The sequence below is a fragment of the Bacteroides sp. L008 genome, assembly GCF_040812255.1.
In the GTDB taxonomy this organism is placed as follows: domain Bacteria; phylum Bacteroidota; class Bacteroidia; order Bacteroidales; family Bacteroidaceae; genus Bacteroides; species Bacteroides vicugnae.
This window is the reverse complement of sequence record NZ_JBFNXO010000001.1, coordinates 4,483,393-4,501,706: the sequence shown is the minus strand read 5'-3', so window position 1 is coordinate 4,501,706 and position 18,314 is coordinate 4,483,393. Positions and strand designations below refer to the sequence as shown.

The following is an 18,314-nucleotide window of genomic DNA, read 5'->3' as shown; positions in this document are numbered from 1 at the left end:
TGCCTCACTTTGACAAACAAAGGGAGGTTACGGGTGTTGTACATATCGGCGTGGGCTTTCTACGTTGTTCGTTCCCGGTAGTTGGCATTGCGAAGGCCTTGAACACGGAACGGACGAAGATGAGATTCCCACGCCTTTTCTATATATTCCTGTCAACATTAGATGAATTTGTCCGCCCAACGGGAGTCTGGGGGGACACACATAAGCAGAATAGGCACATGATTCATGCGGGACAACTTATTGAACGCACGCTTCACGAACAGGGACGCACCGTCACCTGGTTCGCTACCCAACTATGCTGCACACGCCCCAATGTTTACAAGATATTCCGGAAAGAGAATATCGACATCCACCTGCTCTGGCGCATCTCCTGCATCCTCGGACACGATTTCTTCCGCGATTTTTCCGACAGCATCAACACCGGAAACTTCCCGAGTGTATCCAAATAGGATACAATTCCGTTTCTTTCTTGGAACTATGCTTTCTCCCAGTGGTATACTCCTTTCGCATACCTTTGCAGACATATTAACATCTAATCACAAAAGGACATGAAAACGAAAAAACTATTTCTGATTATTGCTCTGGTTGTCGGTTGTGCCGTCGGAGCCCATGCGCAAAAGACGGTCTTCAAGTTTCGTGATGCACAGGCACGTGCAGGCGATGCAGTTACTGAAGTTTGTGTCAAACCCACAGTTGTCGAGGTGAAAATACTGGAAGATAAGGGACGGATCAAGGATGAATGGACACTAAGCAAAGAGGAAGTGGAGATCGCCATGAAAGGAGAACTTGACAACATCCGTGCATGGGGGACGTATCTGTCCACCATCAAATACAACTGCGATGTCATCATGGGAGCCACTTTCAAAGTGGAAGATAATGAAAAAACAGGGGGATACACGGTTACAGTAGTAGGTTATCCCGGCATCTTCGTCAACTGGCATCCTGCCACCCAGGACGATTATGAATGGATACGTCTGCAGAAGCTATCCCCCACGGATGGAAGAAGCCAGATAGCACCTGTCGTTAAGAATAAGAATTAATCACTAAAACATAAATAACAATGAAAAAAGTACTATCAATGGTTGCCGCACTCTTATTGTGCGTAGGAACTCAAGCGCAAATCGTATCATCCAGAAGCGCAATCGTCAAAACAGAGAAGCAAGCCAGCAGCACACAATGGTTCTTGCGTGCAGGTTTGAATATCATGAACTTCTCCGGTGACGGAGCCGAAGGAGCTGACTCAAACATCGGATATAACGCAACATTTGGCTACCAGAAGCCTTTAGGCAGCACAGGAGGATACTGGGGAATGGAATTTGGACTCGGCTCCCGTGGTTTCAAAGTGGAAGACACGAAGTGCATAGCTCATAATATACAATACTCTCCGTTCACATTCGGATGGAAATTTGCAGTGGCGGACAATGTTCATATCGACCCACATGTAGGAGTCTTTGCCAGCTACGATTACACAAGTAAAATGAAAACAGACGGGGAGAGCATCAGTTGGGGAGATTACGCAGATTACATGGAAGTTGACTACAATCATTTCGATGCCGGTATGAATATCGGTGTAGGAGTCTGGTACAACCGTTTCAACCTGGATCTCACCTATCAACGCGGATTCATAGATACATTCAGCGATGCCGACGGATTCAAGACCAGTAACTTTATGATTCGTCTGGGTATTGCCTTCTAAGGACAACCAAACCTCAATAAACCATATTATTTATTCAGCGTCCACGATCTTTTCTCTTCGCAAAAAGGGCCGTGGATGCTGTTTTCTTAAAAATAACGGAATATGATGACCAAACGACAATTTCTGGCAATCATGTATCTGCTGACGGGAGTTATCCCGCTGATAGCACAGACTTTCACCGAACAGAAAAAGAGCTATCCCATCAGTGCAGACGGCAATAAATATGTGGTCAGCGGATTTACCCCTTTCAGCAGCATGCAAGACGAGAACATCTACGCTAATGCACTGTTATGGACCGTCAAAAATGTCTGTCCGCAGCTACGGGAAGGGATCACAGAGGTAAACGTACCGGCTAAAAACTTCAGTTGCGATCTGATACTTGCCTCGCAAGCAGATTCAAATCAGAAGAATACTTACTATTGCAAAGCCCTGTTTCAAGTAAAAGACGGCAAGTTGGTCTACTATCTTTCCAATATACGGATAGAATCATCAGCAGTGATAATGAAGAAAATCACTCCCATGGAGAAGTTGCAACCGGACAAGAAAGCATCTCACAAAGAAATCATGGATGACTTCGTACAGATGGAATCGCAAATATTGAATAAAATGTTCGACTTCATCGTAACGAACCAACTTTCACCAATCACTCACTGGAATGAAATCAGCATCAACAAGCCGGTGAAAGGCATGACAGAAGATGAATGTCTGCTGGCTTTCGGCAAACCGCAGACTATTCAAGAATCAAATGGAGAAGTGCAATGGATGTATTCCAGCTCGTTCTACCTGTTCTTCAAGAATGGACATGTGGAAACGATTATCAAATAAACCCATAAAACAAATCATCTCAAAATCAAACAATTAAAACAATTTATTATGAAAACAATCTGGAAAGCAACTGTTTGCATAGTTGCAGTATTACTGTCATTCAGCATTTATTCCTGTGGCGATGACGACGATGACACTGTCGGTTCACGCGATTTACTGTTAGGAACATGGAATGGAGTGTACTATCTTTCACAAGAATGGGAAGATGGTGAAAAAGTAAGTGACTCTAAAGAAGATTTTGTAAATGGAACCAATCGTTACTCCATAGAGTTCAAGGAAGATGGTACTTATGTCGAGAAAGACGTTTATAACTCTTCCGGAAGTACTAATTATTATCATGGTACATGGAGTTACTCCGGCAATAAGCTGACTCTCATCGACACTGAAGAAGATAATTACACAGAAGTGTGGACAGTGACCACAATGACTGATAATGAATTAATCTATGAACTTCGTGAAAAAGAGAAAGAAGACGGAACGACATACGAATATTACGAACAACACGCTTTTAAGAGATAGCTCAAAAACATTGTAACACAAAAATTTCTTTCTTCTTTAGAAAGACAAGATTAGGCAAAAGTTTCTTTTTATCAAAGAAACTTTTGCCTAATCTATTGAAAAAGACGCATGATATTCAATAACAAATCACTCACTCCGTGACTAAAAAGAAATTAAAGAAGGTATTTCGACATACCCCGACAATCCTCTTTTTGTGATCGTATAAGCAATTTAGCGCATTAATATGCCACCGCCAGCGGAGTACGCAATTTCTGCGCATATTCAGCCATGTATTTATTCCAGGCATCCGGAGTCTTGATAGCCGCCTTATCCCAGGCAGATCCCCAGTAATAAGTATATTCAGCACCCGGCTCATATTCGCTGATAGCCAGCACATGACCGTCGGCTCCGCCACGATCTTTCTTTTCCTTTTCGGAAAGAAGAACCACTTTCGCCTCTTTTACCTGTGCAGGGAACGCAGCACCGACAAATATCTTACCGTTTGCACCGCTACGGTCAGTTGTAGGATCTACGTAAGTGATATAGCCATTTGCAGCATCTGCCACCACCGCACCGTCCGGTTCACGCAACACAAGTCCCGTAGTTACCGGCATTGCTTCTTTCAAATTGGTATATGAAACAACTGTTTTATTGAGATAAGAACCTGCATCCAAGGAGATGACGCGTGTTTCCACCACGTTAGAATCTCCACGGACCACCAGCGGATTAAACTCCAGCTTCACCGTGAAACGCAGCGGACCATTATCAAGGATTTCCTGTGTGCGATAGCAGTAAGGATAGATAATAGTGTCACCTGCCATCAAAGCGGCAACGCCGGCACCCAATGTGGGTCCTACGGCATAGCAATCCATACCGTATCCATGGTCGATATGGTAAGAGATGGCATTCTGCAATTCGGAAGCGGCTTTCGGGTCTGTCTTTTTCAGTTCGGCTATCTTGGCACGCTTTTCAGGATTGAGCTCTTCAGCATACAGAGATTCCAAAATCGGCTCCGTAGTGTTATACTTCGTAAAAAGATCGTAGCCGAAACCACGTTCTCCACGAGCCTGCAAAGCAGGACCATAAGCACGGAATCCGCCAAGATCATTCTCCCAGGCAACGTCGTCCAGACGTTCGGGGTAGTATTTACCGCAAGCAATGACATCAAAAGGTGCAGGTGTGCCCGGTTGAATGGTATAAGTAACCGCACTGTTTGCCCCTACCGTAACGGGGAAGACCACCTTCTCATCATACGTCACCTGATAAGGCACTTGCTGACCGTCGACGTCAAGCACCACAATTTGTGCCGTATCCGCCAGTTTCAATTTAGCGACCACATCGCTCATCGGCACTTCAACCATCTCCCCTGCCCGTTCAAGAGCCAAAGGATTGGTCACTGTGACTGTCATTGACTGCTTGCTGTCGGCACAGGAAGCAAAACCGATCAAGGCTACAGCAAACAGAATTAATATCTTTCTCATAATTAGTCTACATTGAATAAATAACATATACTTTGTAAATTAGAGGCTATTATATCCTGCAAAGGGAATAATAAAAAATAAGGTGACAGATGAAAAGAGGATGCTCTTTGCCATTCTATCACCTTACCGGAATCTCTTCTATCTTATATTATTTCGGTTGTTTTCCGATATAAGCAAGAATACCACCATCTACGTAGAGAATGTGACCGTTAACAGCGTTAGAAGCTTCAGAAGCAAGGAACACGGCAGGACCTGTCAGTTCTTCCGCTTCCAACCAACGACCGGCAGGAGTCTTAGCGCAGATGAATGAATCGAATGGGTGACGGCTTCCGTCTGCCTGCGGCTCACGAAGAGGAGCAGTTTGCGGAGTAGCGATGTAACCCGGGCCGATACCATTACACTGGATGTTGTATTCACCATATTCAGAACAGATATTGCGAGTCAGCATCTTCAAACCACCTTTAGCAGCAGCGTAAGCAGATACAGTTTCACGACCCAGTTCGGACATCATAGAACAGATGTTGATGATCTTACCTGCACGTTTTTCCATCATAGCCGGCAAAACAGCCTTAGCAACGATGAACGGAGCATTCAAGTCGATGTCGATTACACGACGGAAATCAGCAGCATCCATCTCGTGCATAGGAACACGACGGATAATACCTGCGTTATTTACAAGGATATCAATTGTACCTACTTCTTTCGCAATCGTAGCAACCATCGCCTGAACAGCCGGTTCGTCTGTCACGTCGCATACGTAACCGTGAGCTTTGATACCTTTTTCAGCATAAGCAGCCATACCTTTGTCTACCAACTCTTGATTGATGTCGTTAAAACAAATTTTAGCGCCTTGTTCTGCAAATGCAGAAGCAATAGCAAATCCGATACCATAAGAAGCACCTGTAACGAGAGCTACTTTACCTTCCAAAGAAAAATTCAAAAACTGATTCATAATTCTTTTTGTTATTAAATTAGGAAAATTATTGTAGTTGTTATTTCAAATCCGTAATCAACGAGAAGTCCTGATCGCCGTAGTCGAGGTTCTCGCCACCCATTCCCCAGATAAAGGTATAGTTGTGGGTAGCAGCAGCCGAGTGGATTGACCATTCGGGCGAAAGAACGGCCTGATCGCCTTTCATCCATACGTGACGCGTCTCGCCTACCTCACCCATGAAGTGGCAGATAGCATGATCTTCGGGGATCTCGAAATAGAAGTAGGCTTCCATACGACGGCTGTGTACGTGTGCCGGCATTGTGTTCCACACACTTCCCGGAGCGAGTTCCGTCATACCCATCTGCAACTGGCAGGTAGGCAACACCTGATTCACCAACATCTTATTGATGTTGCGGTGATTGGAACCTTCCAAAGAGCCCATTTCAGCTACCACGGCATCGGCTTTCGTCACCTTACGGTCGGGATAGTTGCGGTGTGCAGTCAGTGAGTTGAAGTAGAATTTAGCAGGATGGGCAGCGTCTTTGCTTTCGAAAGTCACTTCGCGATCGCCCGAACCCAGATAAAGAGCTTCTTTATAGTCCAGTTCGAACTCTGCGTCACCAGCTTTCACAATACCGGGACCGCCGACATTGTAGATACCCATTTCGCGACGGGTGAGGAAGAACGGAGCTTTCAGCGGATCAATCGCTTCGAGCGTCAGCACCTCTCCTACCGGAAGCGCACCACCTACCACCATACGGTCGTACATGGAATATACCATATTTACTTCATTGGGGACAAATATGTTTTCGATTAAGAAATCTCTGCGGATTCTTGTTGTATCATAACTTTTTGCATCTTCCGGATGCGCAGCATAGCGAATTTCATAGTTCGTTTTCATACCTTATTTATTTATAGTTATTGAATAAGTCCTCTTTCTACGTGCACTTCGTTTACGTACACGATGCAAAAATAGCAAAAGAAAACGGGTTTACCTTGCAATTTTGTTCCAATTATCCACCAAAAATGTCCAGAATCTGTGCAATGTACACTTTTTTAACGAACTATAATACGTTTTGGGAGAGATTTCTACTTAATGCAGCCAAAAGCTTCCATTAAAATAAGATCAGCTATTGACTTTCCTCTTTTTATTTTGTATCTTTGAGGAACAGAAAAAGAAAAAGCAATATGAGTTATATAAAAATCAAGACATAATAACACATTATCAAAACATATATTTCCATATATGGAAGAACCGAATGGGAGAAAATCAGCACTGATCTTCTCCCATTTTGTATATATAAATCCCAAACATTCCAATAATTTCCTGAAAATAGTTTTTAATAAACCCAGATACCGTTCTTAATAAACTCCCCCACTATTTATTAAAAACGATATTCGGATTTATTATAGAACTGTAAATATATTATCGCTAACAATATAGAAGTCTATTCAAATATGAGTAAGGCAAACATCGAAACAGTCAATATTACGTACAAATAAGCTATAATAAATTTCTTACATCCTAATAAAGAGATACTTCTTCAAGGCATTTTTCTCGACTTCGGCAACCAAAATATAGAAATCATCGTGTTGTTGTTCCGTATGTGAACGTTCTAATGACTCAAGAAGTGACTTTGCATCCACAAAAAAAGAAAAAGCCCCGAAAGATATTCTCTTTCAGGGCTTTTCTTCGTTGGACTACCAAGATTCGAACTTGGACAAACAGAACCAAAACCTGTTGTGCTACCATTACACCATAGTCCAAACTTATGTGCTTTCTGTTAAAAAGCGGTGCAAAGATAGAGGTTTGCAAGCAAACCTCCAAATATTTCGTTCACTTTTTTATATTCTATCGAGTGAATCGTGCATTATTACTTTGCAATCAGCAGATAATAGTTCTTTTTACCGCGCTGAACAAGCAGATATTTCTCATCGAGCAGGTCAGCAGTCGTAATTACCTGATCAAAGGTCGCCAGCTTCTCCTTATTCAACGAAACGCCACCGCCCTGAACCAACTTACGCATTTCACCTTTCGACGCAAATACGGCCGCATTATCAACGAATAGATCAACAGCCTTTACTCCTTCTGCCAATGCATCACGGGAAATCTCAAATTGAGGCACTCCTTCGAATACAGCAAGCAACGTATCTTCATCCAGTTTGCGCAAAGCTTCCGAAGTCGCATTACCGAACAAAATGTTCGATGCGTCTACTGCTGCGTTATAGTCATCTTCAGAATGAACCATCACAGTCACTTCCTTAGCCAGACGTTTCTGGAGGAGACGCAAATGCGGAGCTTCCTGATGTTCGGCAATCAATGCTTCAATTTCTTCTTTCTCGATAGAAGTGAAGATTTTAATATAACGTTCGGCATCGGAGTCGCTTACATTCAACCAGAACTGATAGAACTTGTAAGGTGAAGTATAGCGAGGGTCCAGCCAGATATTTCCGGATTCTGTTTTACCAAACTTACCACCATCAGCCTTTGTAATCAGCGGGCAAGTCAACGCGAATACCTCTCCCCCATTGGTACGGCGGATCAATTCGGCACCGGTAGTAATGTTTCCCCACTGGTCGGAACCACCCATCTGGAGCTTACAGCCTTTCGTTTCATACAAATGAAGAAAGTCATATCCTTGAAGCAACTGATAAGTGAACTCGGTAAATGACAATCCATCACGCGCTTCACCATTCAGACGACGTTTCACAGAGTCTTTCGCCATCATATAGTTTACAGTGATGTGCTTTCCTACTTCGCGAACAAAATCAAGGAAAGTGAAGTCTTTCATCCAGTCGTAATTGTTCACCAGCTCGGCACGGTTAGGTACATCCGACTCGAAGTCGAGGAATTTGGCAAGTTGATTCTTGATACACGCCTGATTGTGACGCAATGTCTCTTCGTCCAGCAGGTTACGTTCTGCCGATTTACCGGAAGGGTCACCAATCATACCTGTAGCGCCGCCGATCAGTGCCAACGGCTTATGACCGCAGCGTTGGAAATGACGAAGGATCATCACTCCACAAAGGTGACCAATGTGTAGCGAATCGGCAGTCGGGTCGATACCCAAGTAGGCAGTCACCTGCTCTTTGCTTAACAACTCTTCTGTTCCCGGCATGATGTCCTGCAACATGCCACGCCATCTCAATTCTTCTACAAAATTCATCGTATTACTCTTTAATTATTTGGTTTTTATTGTATTTCAATTCCATGTGCGACAAAAGTACGACTCTTTCTCGGAAGATACAACTCTTACGCCTTAAAAAAGACATTTTGGATATTCCGGCGAATCACCTCACGCAACGCTTCCACTTCTACCCCACGCACCCTGGCTGCCTGACACAGGATATCTTCAATATCAAGCAAACTGTCATCCGTTTCCAAAAACAGGCGTTCATCGGGGACTATCTGCATCGTTTCATCGGGATAATATTCTCCAAAAGAAAGATAAAACCCTTTCTTCAACAACTGTACTGCCTGCTCCGGTTTTCCACGAAAGCCATGCCATATCCAAGGTTGTTGGGGACGAGATTCTTTTTTCACGGCCAGCAGTTCTTCCATTGCTTTCACGCAGTGGATAATCAACGGCATGCCGAGCTTTTCCGACAATTTTACCTGTTCCTTAAACACCGCTAACTGAAGCTCCATCGAAGCTTCCGCCAATTTATCCAGCCCCGCCTCTCCTACAGCTACAAACTGTTTTCCCTGCAACTGCTGTTGAAGAAAGCTCAATTGCTGACTGACATTACTCTCTCTCACCTCCCAAGGATGAATACCGACAGAATAATAAGATCCTCTACCCACAGCCACTTCCACATTCTCTGCCAGAGGCATATACGATGGAGAGTCCGCCAATAACGGATAATTGATGATAGATTTCCCTAGAGAATCAACTTCCTGTTTATGAGTATGGATATCTAAAATATCAGTCACATTCTTTTTCATTTCCTATTTCTCATTTCAGTTGTTTCAAGGCACGGGATCATAACCGGAACCACCCCAGGGATGGCATCGCAGAATACGCCGCACAGCAAGATAAAGCCCCTTTATAGGACCGTGTTTCTTAATTGCTTCGAGCGCATACGCTGAGCAAGTAGGCGTGAACCGACAAGAGGGAGGAGTAAGGGGTGAAATACAAATCCGGTAAAAATAGATGGGAACAAGCAGGAAGAAGGAAAATACCTTTCTCAAAATTCCCGTAACGAATACCCATGCGGTAGATATCCGGGAGTTATGAGGTTTCATGAGAATAGTTTTTCAGAGATGCGCGCAAGCGCTATTTTCATTTTCTCTTCCAGCTCGGCAGTAGCAACAAGCTCGTCCGACAGATAGATAAAGGCAACGGCTAACCGTTGCTCCCGGCGTTGCAGTTCGTCCACCAGAAGAGACTTGTTCTTCCGGTAGGCTTCACGTATCTGGCGTTTCACCCGGTTACGTTTCACCGCCCGTTTAAAACGGCGTTTCGATACACTGATTAATATAGAAGCAGGAGCCTCTCCCTGCTCGACAGGCATATATACAACGCGTATCGGAAAGATGGAAAACGATTTAGAAGCACCGCCTTCAAACATCTTTCCGATCAAAATTTTACTATTCAGCCTTTCGGCTTTACACAAAGTATATATACCCACTCTGTTTATTTATTGTTTTCCTTGATAAACATGTCAAGTGCGGCAGTCATTGACGGAGCCTGCACCGTAGGAGCCTCAAGATCCAGACGGAGACCTGCGTCACGTACAGCCTGTGCGGTAGTAGATCCAAACGTTCCGATCTTAATCTCTTTCTGATTAAAATCCGGGAAGTTTTTCTTCAAAGAAGTCACTCCGGCAGGGCTGAAGAACACTAACATATCGTAATCAAACTCCTCGTCCGGTGTAAAGTCGTTGCTCACCGTGCGATACATCACAGCTTCCGTATGCTGAATGCCGTTCTTGTCGAGCAGGTTTTTCACATCGTCATTATGTACGTCTGACATCGGAACGAGATACTTCTCCGTTTTATGCTTCACGATGGAAGGAATCAGGTCTTCAATCTTTCCGGTAGCCCCAAAGAAGATCTTACGCTTACGATATTGCACATATTTCTGAATATACAATGCAACAGCTTCCGTCACACAGAAATACTTCATTGTCTCGGGAATTGTCACACGCAACTCTGTACACAAAGTGAAAAAATGGTCAATAGCATGGCGCGAAGTGAATATTACGGCAGTGTGGTCGAGAATCGAAATTTTCTGTTGCCGAAATTCTTTCGCCGAAAGACTTTCAACCTTAATGAAGGGTCGGAAATCTATTTTAACGCCATACTTCTCAGCTATGTCGTAATAGGGAGATTTCTCTGACGCAGGCTTAGGCTGCGACACTAGTACTTTTTTAATTTTCAACGTCCTAAAATTTTATTAGCAAAATATTGTTCATTTGAATCATACCCTGATACAGTAAAAGACAAGGTACTATTTCAAGAGCGCAAAAGTACAAAATTAATAGGAAAAGCCCGCTAAATTGATGAAAAAAAAGCTTTATCCACTTATAAAACATCAATATTTTAGTGAAAATTAAAATAATAGACCCGATTATAACCAAATTCGTTAGACTCAAATCAAAATAAACCAGGAAAAGGACGAACGGAAAAAGGGCAAATCCGACATAATATATGAGCGCAGAATACGATTCCAGCCATATATTTGTCTTATTTTTATCAAAAAAAGTCCACCCCAGAAACATATAAAGCAACCATTTCAGTAAGAAATAAGCGAGGCAAAAACCAACGTAAATACCCAGCAAAAGGAGGGAGGATACATGATCCATCAGAGCGGGAGATGTATCATGAAAATAATTAAAAAATGTGATGCCCGACAAGACACAGGTCTGCAATACAAGCACAAGGAGATAACGCACATCGGCCGCCGTAGAGCTATCAAAAATGCTCGTCCGTTCGCGATGCAACACAAAGTCTTTCACCTGTTGGGAGAGAAATTTCTTTCCGCGTGCCAAGGCAATGGAGGAAAGAAAGAAGCAAGCCAGTAATGTCAGTGCAATAGCATCGTCCGTACGGGGAGAGTAGGAGATAGGGGTTCCTTCAAAGCCGGAATCAACCTCTTGTACAGCATGAAGATCGACCAACTGCAGGCTATCACTGTCTGCCTTTGCCGGACTAATCTGTTTCTGCTGGAGAAGAGACAAGGTATCCGCGTTCTGGGAACTTAGTGTGTCGCCTATCATATCGCTGCAAATTTACGAATGGAAATATCCCATACAGGAGTCTCATAAAGGAGCTGAACCGCTTCTTCCGGCGTCTGTGCCACTTTCCATATATCACCGTGTTGGCGTCGCATAAAGTTCTCATCGATTGCCTTTTCAAGCATTTCGAGCAATGGATCGAAAAATCCGTTTGTATTGAGGATTATAATCGGATTGAGATACAACCCCAACTGTTTCCAAGTGATAATTTCCAGCAATTCTTCAAGGGTACCGCATCCACCCGGCAAAGCGATGATACCATCACTCAAATTGGCCATCTTCTGTTTGCGTTCGTGCATGGATTCTACCTCGATCAGCTCTGTCAGTCCAGTATGATGCCAGTTTTGTTCCACCATGAAGCGGGGAATCACTCCGGTCACTTCACCGCCATTTTTCAACACAGCATCTGCCACAGAACACATCAGACCAATACTCCCGGCTCCGTTTATCAAACGGATACGGTGTTCGGCAAGCAGACGACCGAGAGTCTCGGCTGCTTGAAAGTAAACAGCATCTATCTTGGTACTGGAAGCGCTATATACGCATACGGAATTTATCTGATTCATCTTCATCACTATCCTTTATTATATCAAGGAGGCAAAATTACGAAAAAATTCCGTTATTCATATTCAACTTAATCAGAGATCATTGTTATCTCCACATTTATATCTTCATAAAAAAATCTTGGACTTCTTATTTATAGAAGTCCAAGAGCTTTTCTCACAGAGAATACATCTATCACAGATTTCTCATCTACTAACAGGTGTATCACATTGTTGCTGAATAAACTTTATTATCTGAACTATAAAATCGTTCAAATACCCTACCAGTAGTAATCCAGCACACAATTAAAAAGTGATTTTAATTTTACGTTTCAATATACCTTTATGGGCCTTTCACAAGGCTTATTAAGCCCACGAATAAAAGTGAACCGATTCTTTCCCCTTTCGGTCATCTAAATCGTCATTTCAGCAATGCGCCATATATTTCAACAGCGGGGCTTCAACAGTTAATGATTTAGGTATATCATCTTATGTTAGTTGCAAATAATATATATCCAAAGATTTAATCTAATTCAAAATCTCCGATAAAGGCTTCCTTCGGAAGTTGTATCTCCAAAGTATATTTACCTTTTTCCTCACCTGCAAGATCAATATAAACCTTATCTACATTTATATCAGTAGATGTATAAACTACTTCTCCTGTTTCTGCATCTTTGATGGTAACGGTTACAGTAGGAACAGTAGAAAGAAGGTCAATAGACAACAATGAGTTTTCAATACAAGCAGCAGGAATAACAGGAATAGACCGATGTTGTACCTCAGTTTTATTCTTTAATCTGATTATACGTGCAGTTGTCATTTCATTAGCAAAAGAAAACATACTTACTTGGAGTAAGACAGTCAATAGCAAAAGAGGTAAAAATTTAGTCTTCATAATAAATGGGTTTAAAATTTCGCCTCAAAAATACACAGATGAAGCAAAAGAAACGATTTTTATGCGGTAACAATGGTAACAGCCTTTTATTTAGAAGCAAAATTAACCTAAGAAGATCGACATATTTCATTAAATATCAATGCCAAATACACGATCAAAAATTTGAGCATCTATTTTGTTCTTTATACGATTTTTGCGTGTTTTAAGAGCATCTGATGTAGCATCCATCAACTCCATTATGACAGTTTTTGAACAACAAAGCAATGAAAGAACACAATAAAATATATCATCACCAGTTAAAGCCGGATAACGTTCCTTCAAATTCATCATCACATCAACAAACGCACTGGAAATTTCAGAACGTATTTCTTTCCTCAAACTACGCATCACCAATAGTTGTTTATGAGTTGCCCTCTCCAATGCTTCCAATTGGTCGTAGCAATCAGTAGTTTTAAGAACAGATATACATAATTGAATCTGCCGTTCTGTCAACTCCGATCTCTTCTTATTCAAATCTTCTTTATTAGATTCAGAAACCTCTTCTTCTTTTAGCAACATAGTATCTACTCGCTTTTGAGTCAACTCGTGTTGCAAAGCAATATAATGATTCTTTCTCTTTCTGTCATTCCACATAAAATAGAAAACACATACAACCATCAATAAGAAGAATGCAGTAACCAAGCTAAAAATTAATGTTTTAGTATGTTCTGATAATAATCTCTTATGTTCCTCCAGTTGGTGCTTATCCATAAGTCTATTAAGCTCCTCATTATCAGTCATAAATTGAATAGAATCATAAAGAACGTTATATGCATCTATATTCTCTGTTGCGGTTTTCCATTCACCCCTTTTCTTTGCTATTTGATACATTCCATCATAGCAAACAGCCCTTCCATAAATATCAAGTTGATCTATATTCTTCTTAAAAAAATAACTGGCAGAATCAAGCTTATTCAAATTCAACATAATTTGAGCTTTTGATAAACAGACATTAACAGCATCTTGCCCTTGTACCATAATTGCCTTTGACACATATTTATCTGCTTGCATATAATCCTTCTTTTCATTATAAGCCATAGCAAGATCATGATAAAGAGCCCCTATCAAACTAGAGTCTTGCTCTGCCAATGCACAATCAAGAGCTTGATGATAATAAAGCAATGCACTATCCTTCTTGTTTTGCAATAAACACATACGTGCAATACCTCTCAATGGATATGTCTGTTGGCTTCCTCCTTTCAATATCTGATAAGCCTCACGATAGGCGTCAATTGCTATATCAAACAATTCATCTTTTTCATAACATTCTGCAAGATTATCATAAATCATTGCCAAGAATTCATCCCTAACAGGCATCAGTCGAATTGCCGTTAAATACTCGTCTACAGCAAAAGAAGTATATCCTTTCTCTCGATAGGTAGCTCCCCAATAATAATGAGCTTTTGCAGCACGTACACTTTTCTTCTTATCACCATAGTATTCAACAGCTGTTTTTATCAGCGAATCATCCTCTAAAGCAATATAATTTTTATGCCTTGCTTGCGTAAGCAATAACGCATAAAGTGCTCTGTCGGCACGTGGCAATTTCTGTGGGGAGGAAATTGATTCCAAAATAGATAATGCACTATCAGGATATATTTCCATCAATGAGTCAGCAGATAGTAGCAATGGACTCTTCACCGAAGAAGAGCAGGAAGATAGAAAGACAGACATCAGAATGCTACCTACGCTGACAAGTAAACTAAAAAACACCAATAAATAGCGTTTAGAACAACAACATCTTGTTTTCATTAGGCAGTCGTTTATTTATGGGCCAAAAGTAACAAATTCCGGCAAAAGAAGATTAATATCCAAAAGACATTTATTTAAATATAACTTATTTAAAATCAAGAGCCACAACCTCTATTTCCTACCAAAAGGAGTTGAGGTTGTGGCTCTTACTGAACGAGCTAAGCTCGCTTTCAGACTATTTTACAGACCAAAAGCAGCTTTAATTTTATCTACGTAGTCAAGTTTCTCCCATGTAAAGAGTTCTACTTCCACAGTTTTGTCCCCTTCGTAGCGAGAGAAGAATTTCTTCGTTACCACTTGCGGTTCACGTCCCATATGGCCGTAAGCGGCTGTTTCCTGATAAATAGGATTACGAAGTTTCAGACGTTCTTCGATTGCTTTCGGGCGAAGATCGAACAACTGGTCGATAACGCGGGCAATCTCACCATCCGTCATATTGACGTGGGAACGACCATAAGTATCTACAAAGATATTGATCGGACGAGCCACACCGATAGCATAGCTCACCTGTACAAGCATTTCATCTGCTACGCCTGCCGCTACCATATTCTTAGCGATATGGCGTGCTGCATAAGCTGCGCTACGGTCTACCTTGCTAGGATCTTTTCCGGAGAAAGCACCACCACCGTGAGCACCTTTGCCACCATAAGTATCAACGATAATCTTACGACCTGTCAAACCGGTATCTCCGTGAGGACCACCAATTACGAACTTGCCCGTAGGATTCACATGATAAATGATTTTATCATTAAACAGCGCCAACACTTTATCGTGATGGATAGAAGCAATGACACGAGGCATCAGAATCTCGATCACATCACGACGGATGATAGACAGCATTTCCTCGTCAGCTTTCAGCTGGGCAGCTTGAGAATCATCTTCCGGTTGGATAAAGTCATCATGTTGAGTAGAAACAACGATTGTATCAATGCGAACAGGAGTTCCGTTGTCATCATATTCAATAGTAACCTGGCTTTTGGCATCGGGGCGGAGGTAAGTCATCACCTTTCCTTCACGACGAATGTCGGCCAGCACTTGCAGAATGCGGTGTGCCAGATCAAGAGAAAGCGGCATGTAGTTTTCCGTTTCATTGGTAGCGTAACCAAACATCATACCCTGGTCGCCTGCACCCTGTTCCATCGGGTCCTGACGCTCTACACCACGGTTGATATCGGGGCTTTGCTCATGAATAGCGGAAAGTACGCCACAAGAGTTACTTTCGAACATGTACTCTCCTTTGGTATAACCGATTTTCTTAATCACTTCGCGTGCGATGAGCTGGAGGTCAACGTACGCTTTAGTTTTCACTTCACCCGCTAGTACCACTTGTCCGGTAGTCACTAGTGTTTCGCAAGCTACTTTCGAACTGGGGTCGTAAGCCAACAGTTTGTCAAGCACGGCATCCGATATTTGATCGGCTACCTTGTCGGGGTGTCCTTCTGACACCGATTCGGATGTAAATAAGTATCCCATCTTTTTAAATTAAGAATTAAAAATTGAAAATTAAAAAATGAGAGAGAGTAGGAGAGGCGAGTGCTGCAAAGGATAAGCCGAAAGGCGTCAATCAGACGTGTTTTAGCATTTTTTTCCGTGGTTGCAAGCTACTCAAATCTGTCCACACTTTCATTTCGGGTACAAAGATAAAGAGATTTCGGAGATTATGAGTATCTTTGCCCTGTATTTAACACATAAATAGATTTATAATGATTCTAAATAAGAAATTTAAAACGCTTTTGGTGTTGGCACTTTATATAGGCTTCACGATTGCTATCTATGCCATTGTCTGCCATTTCATCGACAAGCCGTTTCAGGAGATTCATTTGCTGTATGCAGTATTGATAGGATGCATTGCCTATTTGCCGGTGTTTATTGCGGAGAAAAAGAAGAAATAAGTTCCTTCATCGTTTTTCCAAGTACCGGATGCACTAATCCGGGAGCAATTTCTGCCAGCGGCTTCATAACGAAGTCACGTTCTGCCATCAACGGATGGGGGAGGATCAACTTCGCTCCGGAGGGAGAAGTGGTGGAAAGTATCAAATCATCATAAAGCAACAGGTCAATATCAATCAGGCGGTCGCTATATATACCGTTGACGGATTTCTTCGTACGTCCCAATTCCTGTTCAATTGCCTGCGTTCTCTGTAAAACGTCTATGGGAGTCAATCCGGTATCTACACAAACTGCTGCATTCAGGAAACTGTTATCTGAAGAAAATCCCCAAGGGGCAGTTATGTAAAAAGCAGACAGGGAAACTATTTTCCCCACCTGCTCTTCTATTTTTTGCACGGCATCCCGAAGATTTTGTTCTTTATCTCCGAGGTTAGTGCCGAGTCCCAGATAAACTTTTGCCATTATTTGTCCAAAATCAGCATTGCATCTCCATACGTGCCGAAACGGTAACCTTCTTTCAATGCTACATGATAAGCATCCATCACTTGATCATAACCACCGAAAGCAGCTACAATCATCAGTAAGGTAGAAAGCGGCATGTGGAAATTGGAAATCATTGAATTGGCTACGGTAAATTCATATGGAGGGAAGATAAACTTGTTAGTCCATCCTTCAAATTCCTTGAGATGCCCGTCGGTGCTGACTGCGCTTTCAATAGCACGCATCACTGTCGTACCTACCGCACATACATTTCTACCGTTATCTTTGGCACGATTCACAGTTTTCACCGCCATTTCGTTTACAAACATTTGTTCTGAATCCATCTTATGCTTAGTCAAGTCCTCTACGTCGATGTCGCGGAAGTTACCCAGACCGGCGTGCAGAGTGATATATGCAAAGTCCACACCTTTGATTTCCAGACGTTTCATCAACTCACGGCTGAAGTGCAAACTAGCAGTCGGGGCAGTCACCGCACCTTCGTTCTTTGCGAAAATTGACTGGAAGCGTTCAGCATCTTCCGGTTCTACAGGACGGTTGATAATAGAGTGGGGGAGTGGAGTTTCACCCAAAGAATACAGTGCCTTTTTGAACTCGTCATGAGGTCCGTCGTAAAGGAAACGGAGCGTACGCCCGCGAGAAGTGGTGTTATCAATCACTTCAGCCACCATTGAATCGTCCGGACCGAAATACAGCTTGTTACCGATACGTATCTTACGTGCCGGATCAACCAATACGTCCCATAAACGAAGTTCTTCATTCAACTCACGCAACAAGAATACCTCGATACGAGCACCTGTCTTCTCCTTGTTACCATACAAGCGGGCAGGAAACACCTTCGTATCATTGAATATAAACACATCTTTATCATCAAAGTAGTCCAATACATCTTTGAACATCTTGTGCTCAATCTTACCTGTATTACGATGCAATACCATCAAACGCGACTCATCCCTATATTTCATAGGATGTAGAGCGATCTTATCCTCGGGTAACTTAAATTTGAATTGTGATAATTTCATAT

At 42.3% G+C, this 18,314-nt stretch carries 21 protein-coding genes and 1 tRNA gene; 6 read left to right on the top strand and 16 right to left on the bottom strand.

All coding sequences use genetic code 11. The features are described 5' to 3' along the window. The first annotated feature begins 218 nt into the window (after positions 1 to 218). The 5 genes from AB3G73_RS17620 to AB3G73_RS17600 all read left to right on the top strand — a co-directional run bounded on the left by AB3G73_RS17620 (position 219) and on the right by AB3G73_RS17600 (position 3,040). On the top strand, positions 219 to 449 hold the full coding sequence (locus tag AB3G73_RS17620) for a hypothetical protein (RefSeq protein WP_148367870.1): 231 nt from the start codon (positions 219 to 221) through the stop codon (positions 447 to 449). A gap of 99 nt (positions 450 to 548) precedes the next feature. Continuing rightward, on the top strand, positions 549 to 1,040 hold the full coding sequence (locus tag AB3G73_RS17615; RefSeq protein WP_032842839.1) for a hypothetical protein: 492 nt from the start codon (positions 549 to 551) through the stop codon (positions 1,038 to 1,040). 20 nt (positions 1,041 to 1,060) lie between these two features. Beyond that, positions 1,061 to 1,696 carry an outer membrane beta-barrel protein gene (locus tag AB3G73_RS17610; protein ID WP_148367817.1) on the top strand — a complete coding sequence of 212 codons (636 nt, stop codon included), beginning with the start codon at positions 1,061 to 1,063 and terminating at the stop codon, positions 1,694 to 1,696. A 102-nt stretch (positions 1,697 to 1,798) separates the two neighbouring features. Beyond that, the gene (locus tag AB3G73_RS17605) at positions 1,799 to 2,521 is read left to right on the top strand and encodes a hypothetical protein (protein WP_195649655.1); all 723 of its coding nucleotides are present in this window, start codon (positions 1,799 to 1,801) and stop codon (positions 2,519 to 2,521) included. A gap of 48 nt (positions 2,522 to 2,569) precedes the next feature. Next, complete coding sequence (locus tag AB3G73_RS17600) at positions 2,570 to 3,040, top strand: lipocalin family protein (protein ID WP_074559731.1); 471 nt, start codon at positions 2,570 to 2,572, stop codon at positions 3,038 to 3,040. A 218-nt stretch (positions 3,041 to 3,258) separates the two neighbouring features. Here AB3G73_RS17600 and AB3G73_RS17595 read toward each other — a convergent pair whose 3' ends face one another. From AB3G73_RS17595 to metK, 14 genes are all read right to left on the bottom strand, one after another. After that, on the bottom strand, positions 3,259 to 4,500 hold the full coding sequence (locus AB3G73_RS17595; protein WP_074559733.1) for a DUF4861 domain-containing protein: 1,242 nt from the start codon (positions 4,498 to 4,500) through the stop codon (positions 3,259 to 3,261). Positions 4,501 to 4,648: 148 nt separating this feature from the next. Continuing rightward, the gene (locus AB3G73_RS17590) at positions 4,649 to 5,452 is read right to left on the bottom strand and encodes a gluconate 5-dehydrogenase (protein ID WP_195649652.1); all 804 of its coding nucleotides are present in this window, start codon (positions 5,450 to 5,452) and stop codon (positions 4,649 to 4,651) included. A gap of 40 nt (positions 5,453 to 5,492) precedes the next feature. Beyond that, on the bottom strand, positions 5,493 to 6,335 hold the full coding sequence (gene kduI / locus AB3G73_RS17585; RefSeq protein ID WP_074559737.1) for a 5-dehydro-4-deoxy-D-glucuronate isomerase: 843 nt from the start codon (positions 6,333 to 6,335) through the stop codon (positions 5,493 to 5,495). Between the two features lie 795 nt (positions 6,336 to 7,130). Beyond that, a tRNA-Gln gene (locus tag AB3G73_RS17580) sits at positions 7,131 to 7,201 on the bottom strand. A 107-nt stretch (positions 7,202 to 7,308) separates the two neighbouring features. Further along, positions 7,309 to 8,601: a tyrosine--tRNA ligase gene (gene tyrS, locus AB3G73_RS17575; protein WP_148367813.1), complete on the bottom strand. Its 1,293-nt coding sequence runs from the start codon at positions 8,599 to 8,601 to the stop codon at positions 7,309 to 7,311. Positions 8,602 to 8,687: 86 nt separating this feature from the next. Beyond that, positions 8,688 to 9,380 carry a TatD family hydrolase gene (locus AB3G73_RS17570; protein WP_367745283.1) on the bottom strand — a complete coding sequence of 231 codons (693 nt, stop codon included), beginning with the start codon at positions 9,378 to 9,380 and terminating at the stop codon, positions 8,688 to 8,690. A 24-nt stretch (positions 9,381 to 9,404) separates the two neighbouring features. Beyond that, positions 9,405 to 9,626, bottom strand: a complete 222-nt coding sequence (gene yidD / locus AB3G73_RS17565; protein WP_032846610.1) for a membrane protein insertion efficiency factor YidD — start codon at positions 9,624 to 9,626, stop codon at positions 9,405 to 9,407. Between the two features lie 50 nt (positions 9,627 to 9,676). Then, positions 9,677 to 10,066 (bottom strand): ribonuclease P protein component, encoded by a 390-nt coding sequence (gene rnpA, locus AB3G73_RS17560; RefSeq protein WP_081352769.1) that lies wholly within the window; start codon positions 10,064 to 10,066, stop codon positions 9,677 to 9,679. Between the two features lie 5 nt (positions 10,067 to 10,071). After that, positions 10,072 to 10,818: a uroporphyrinogen-III synthase gene (locus AB3G73_RS17555; protein WP_074559743.1), complete on the bottom strand. Its 747-nt coding sequence runs from the start codon at positions 10,816 to 10,818 to the stop codon at positions 10,072 to 10,074. Between the two features lie 4 nt (positions 10,819 to 10,822). Beyond that, the gene (locus AB3G73_RS17550; protein ID WP_367745282.1) at positions 10,823 to 11,656 is read right to left on the bottom strand and encodes a DUF4271 domain-containing protein; all 834 of its coding nucleotides are present in this window, start codon (positions 11,654 to 11,656) and stop codon (positions 10,823 to 10,825) included. Continuing rightward, positions 11,653 to 12,240, bottom strand: a complete 588-nt coding sequence (locus AB3G73_RS17545) for a TIGR00730 family Rossman fold protein (RefSeq protein WP_074559771.1) — start codon at positions 12,238 to 12,240, stop codon at positions 11,653 to 11,655. Before AB3G73_RS17545 ends, AB3G73_RS17550 begins: the two co-directional genes overlap by 4 nt. Positions 12,241 to 12,739: 499 nt before the next feature. Further along, a complete protein-coding gene (locus AB3G73_RS17540) occupies positions 12,740 to 13,111 on the bottom strand; it encodes a DUF3244 domain-containing protein (RefSeq protein ID WP_234131751.1) in 372 nt (123 codons plus the stop codon). A gap of 129 nt (positions 13,112 to 13,240) precedes the next feature. Then, positions 13,241 to 14,902: a lipopolysaccharide assembly protein LapB gene (locus tag AB3G73_RS17535; protein ID WP_234131752.1), complete on the bottom strand. Its 1,662-nt coding sequence runs from the start codon at positions 14,900 to 14,902 to the stop codon at positions 13,241 to 13,243. A 180-nt stretch (positions 14,903 to 15,082) separates the two neighbouring features. Continuing rightward, positions 15,083 to 16,375, bottom strand: coding sequence for a methionine adenosyltransferase (gene metK, locus AB3G73_RS17530; RefSeq protein ID WP_148367809.1), 1,293 nt, complete (start codon positions 16,373 to 16,375; stop codon positions 15,083 to 15,085). A 230-nt stretch (positions 16,376 to 16,605) separates the two neighbouring features. Here metK and AB3G73_RS17525 point away from each other — a divergent pair, with 230 nt between their 5' ends. Next, entirely contained in the window at positions 16,606 to 16,794 is a 189-nt protein-coding gene (locus AB3G73_RS17525; protein ID WP_009001370.1) for a hypothetical protein, read from the top strand. On the opposite strand, the gene folK is transcribed toward AB3G73_RS17525, so the two are convergent. Both folK and queA read right to left on the bottom strand, forming a co-directional pair. After that, positions 16,769 to 17,254, bottom strand: a complete 486-nt coding sequence (gene folK / locus AB3G73_RS17520; RefSeq protein ID WP_217723698.1) for a 2-amino-4-hydroxy-6-hydroxymethyldihydropteridine diphosphokinase — start codon at positions 17,252 to 17,254, stop codon at positions 16,769 to 16,771. The two genes, AB3G73_RS17525 and folK, sit on opposite strands and share 26 nt — an antisense overlap. Then, the gene (queA, locus tag AB3G73_RS17515) at positions 17,254 to 18,312 is read right to left on the bottom strand and encodes a tRNA preQ1(34) S-adenosylmethionine ribosyltransferase-isomerase QueA (RefSeq protein WP_004298889.1); all 1,059 of its coding nucleotides are present in this window, start codon (positions 18,310 to 18,312) and stop codon (positions 17,254 to 17,256) included. Before queA ends, folK begins: the two co-directional genes overlap by 1 nt. Positions 18,313 to 18,314: the final 2 nt, after the last annotated feature.

Excerpts from the sequence above, each read along its gene's own strand:
- AB3G73_RS17620 (WP_148367870.1), top strand. The coding sequence starts at position 219 with ATGATTCATGCGGGACAACTTATTGAACGCACGCTTCACGAACAGGGA.
- AB3G73_RS17615 (WP_032842839.1), top strand. The coding sequence starts at position 549 with ATGAAAACGAAAAAACTATTTCTGATTATTGCTCTGGTTGTCGGTTGT.
- AB3G73_RS17610 (WP_148367817.1), top strand. The coding sequence starts at position 1,061 with ATGAAAAAAGTACTATCAATGGTTGCCGCACTCTTATTGTGCGTAGGA.
- AB3G73_RS17605 (WP_195649655.1), top strand. The coding sequence starts at position 1,799 with ATGATGACCAAACGACAATTTCTGGCAATCATGTATCTGCTGACGGGA.
- AB3G73_RS17600 (WP_074559731.1), top strand. The coding sequence starts at position 2,570 with ATGAAAACAATCTGGAAAGCAACTGTTTGCATAGTTGCAGTATTACTG.
- AB3G73_RS17595 (WP_074559733.1), bottom strand. The coding sequence starts at position 4,500 with ATGAGAAAGATATTAATTCTGTTTGCTGTAGCCTTGATCGGTTTTGCT.
- AB3G73_RS17590 (WP_195649652.1), bottom strand. The coding sequence starts at position 5,452 with ATGAATCAGTTTTTGAATTTTTCTTTGGAAGGTAAAGTAGCTCTCGTT.
- kduI (WP_074559737.1), bottom strand. The coding sequence starts at position 6,335 with ATGAAAACGAACTATGAAATTCGCTATGCTGCGCATCCGGAAGATGCA.
- tyrS (WP_148367813.1), bottom strand. The coding sequence starts at position 8,601 with ATGAATTTTGTAGAAGAATTGAGATGGCGTGGCATGTTGCAGGACATC.
- AB3G73_RS17570 (WP_367745283.1), bottom strand. The coding sequence starts at position 9,380 with ATGAAAAAGAATGTGACTGATATTTTAGATATCCATACTCATAAACAG.
- AB3G73_RS17550 (WP_367745282.1), bottom strand. The coding sequence starts at position 11,656 with ATGATAGGCGACACACTAAGTTCCCAGAACGCGGATACCTTGTCTCTT.
- AB3G73_RS17545 (WP_074559771.1), bottom strand. The coding sequence starts at position 12,240 with ATGAATCAGATAAATTCCGTATGCGTATATAGCGCTTCCAGTACCAAG.
- AB3G73_RS17540 (WP_234131751.1), bottom strand. The coding sequence starts at position 13,111 with ATGAAGACTAAATTTTTACCTCTTTTGCTATTGACTGTCTTACTCCAA.
- AB3G73_RS17535 (WP_234131752.1), bottom strand. The coding sequence starts at position 14,902 with ATGAAAACAAGATGTTGTTGTTCTAAACGCTATTTATTGGTGTTTTTT.
- metK (WP_148367809.1), bottom strand. The coding sequence starts at position 16,375 with ATGGGATACTTATTTACATCCGAATCGGTGTCAGAAGGACACCCCGAC.
- AB3G73_RS17525 (WP_009001370.1), top strand. The coding sequence starts at position 16,606 with ATGATTCTAAATAAGAAATTTAAAACGCTTTTGGTGTTGGCACTTTAT.
- folK (WP_217723698.1), bottom strand. The coding sequence starts at position 17,254 with ATGGCAAAAGTTTATCTGGGACTCGGCACTAACCTCGGAGATAAAGAA.
- queA (WP_004298889.1), bottom strand. The coding sequence starts at position 18,312 with ATGAAATTATCACAATTCAAATTTAAGTTACCCGAGGATAAGATCGCT.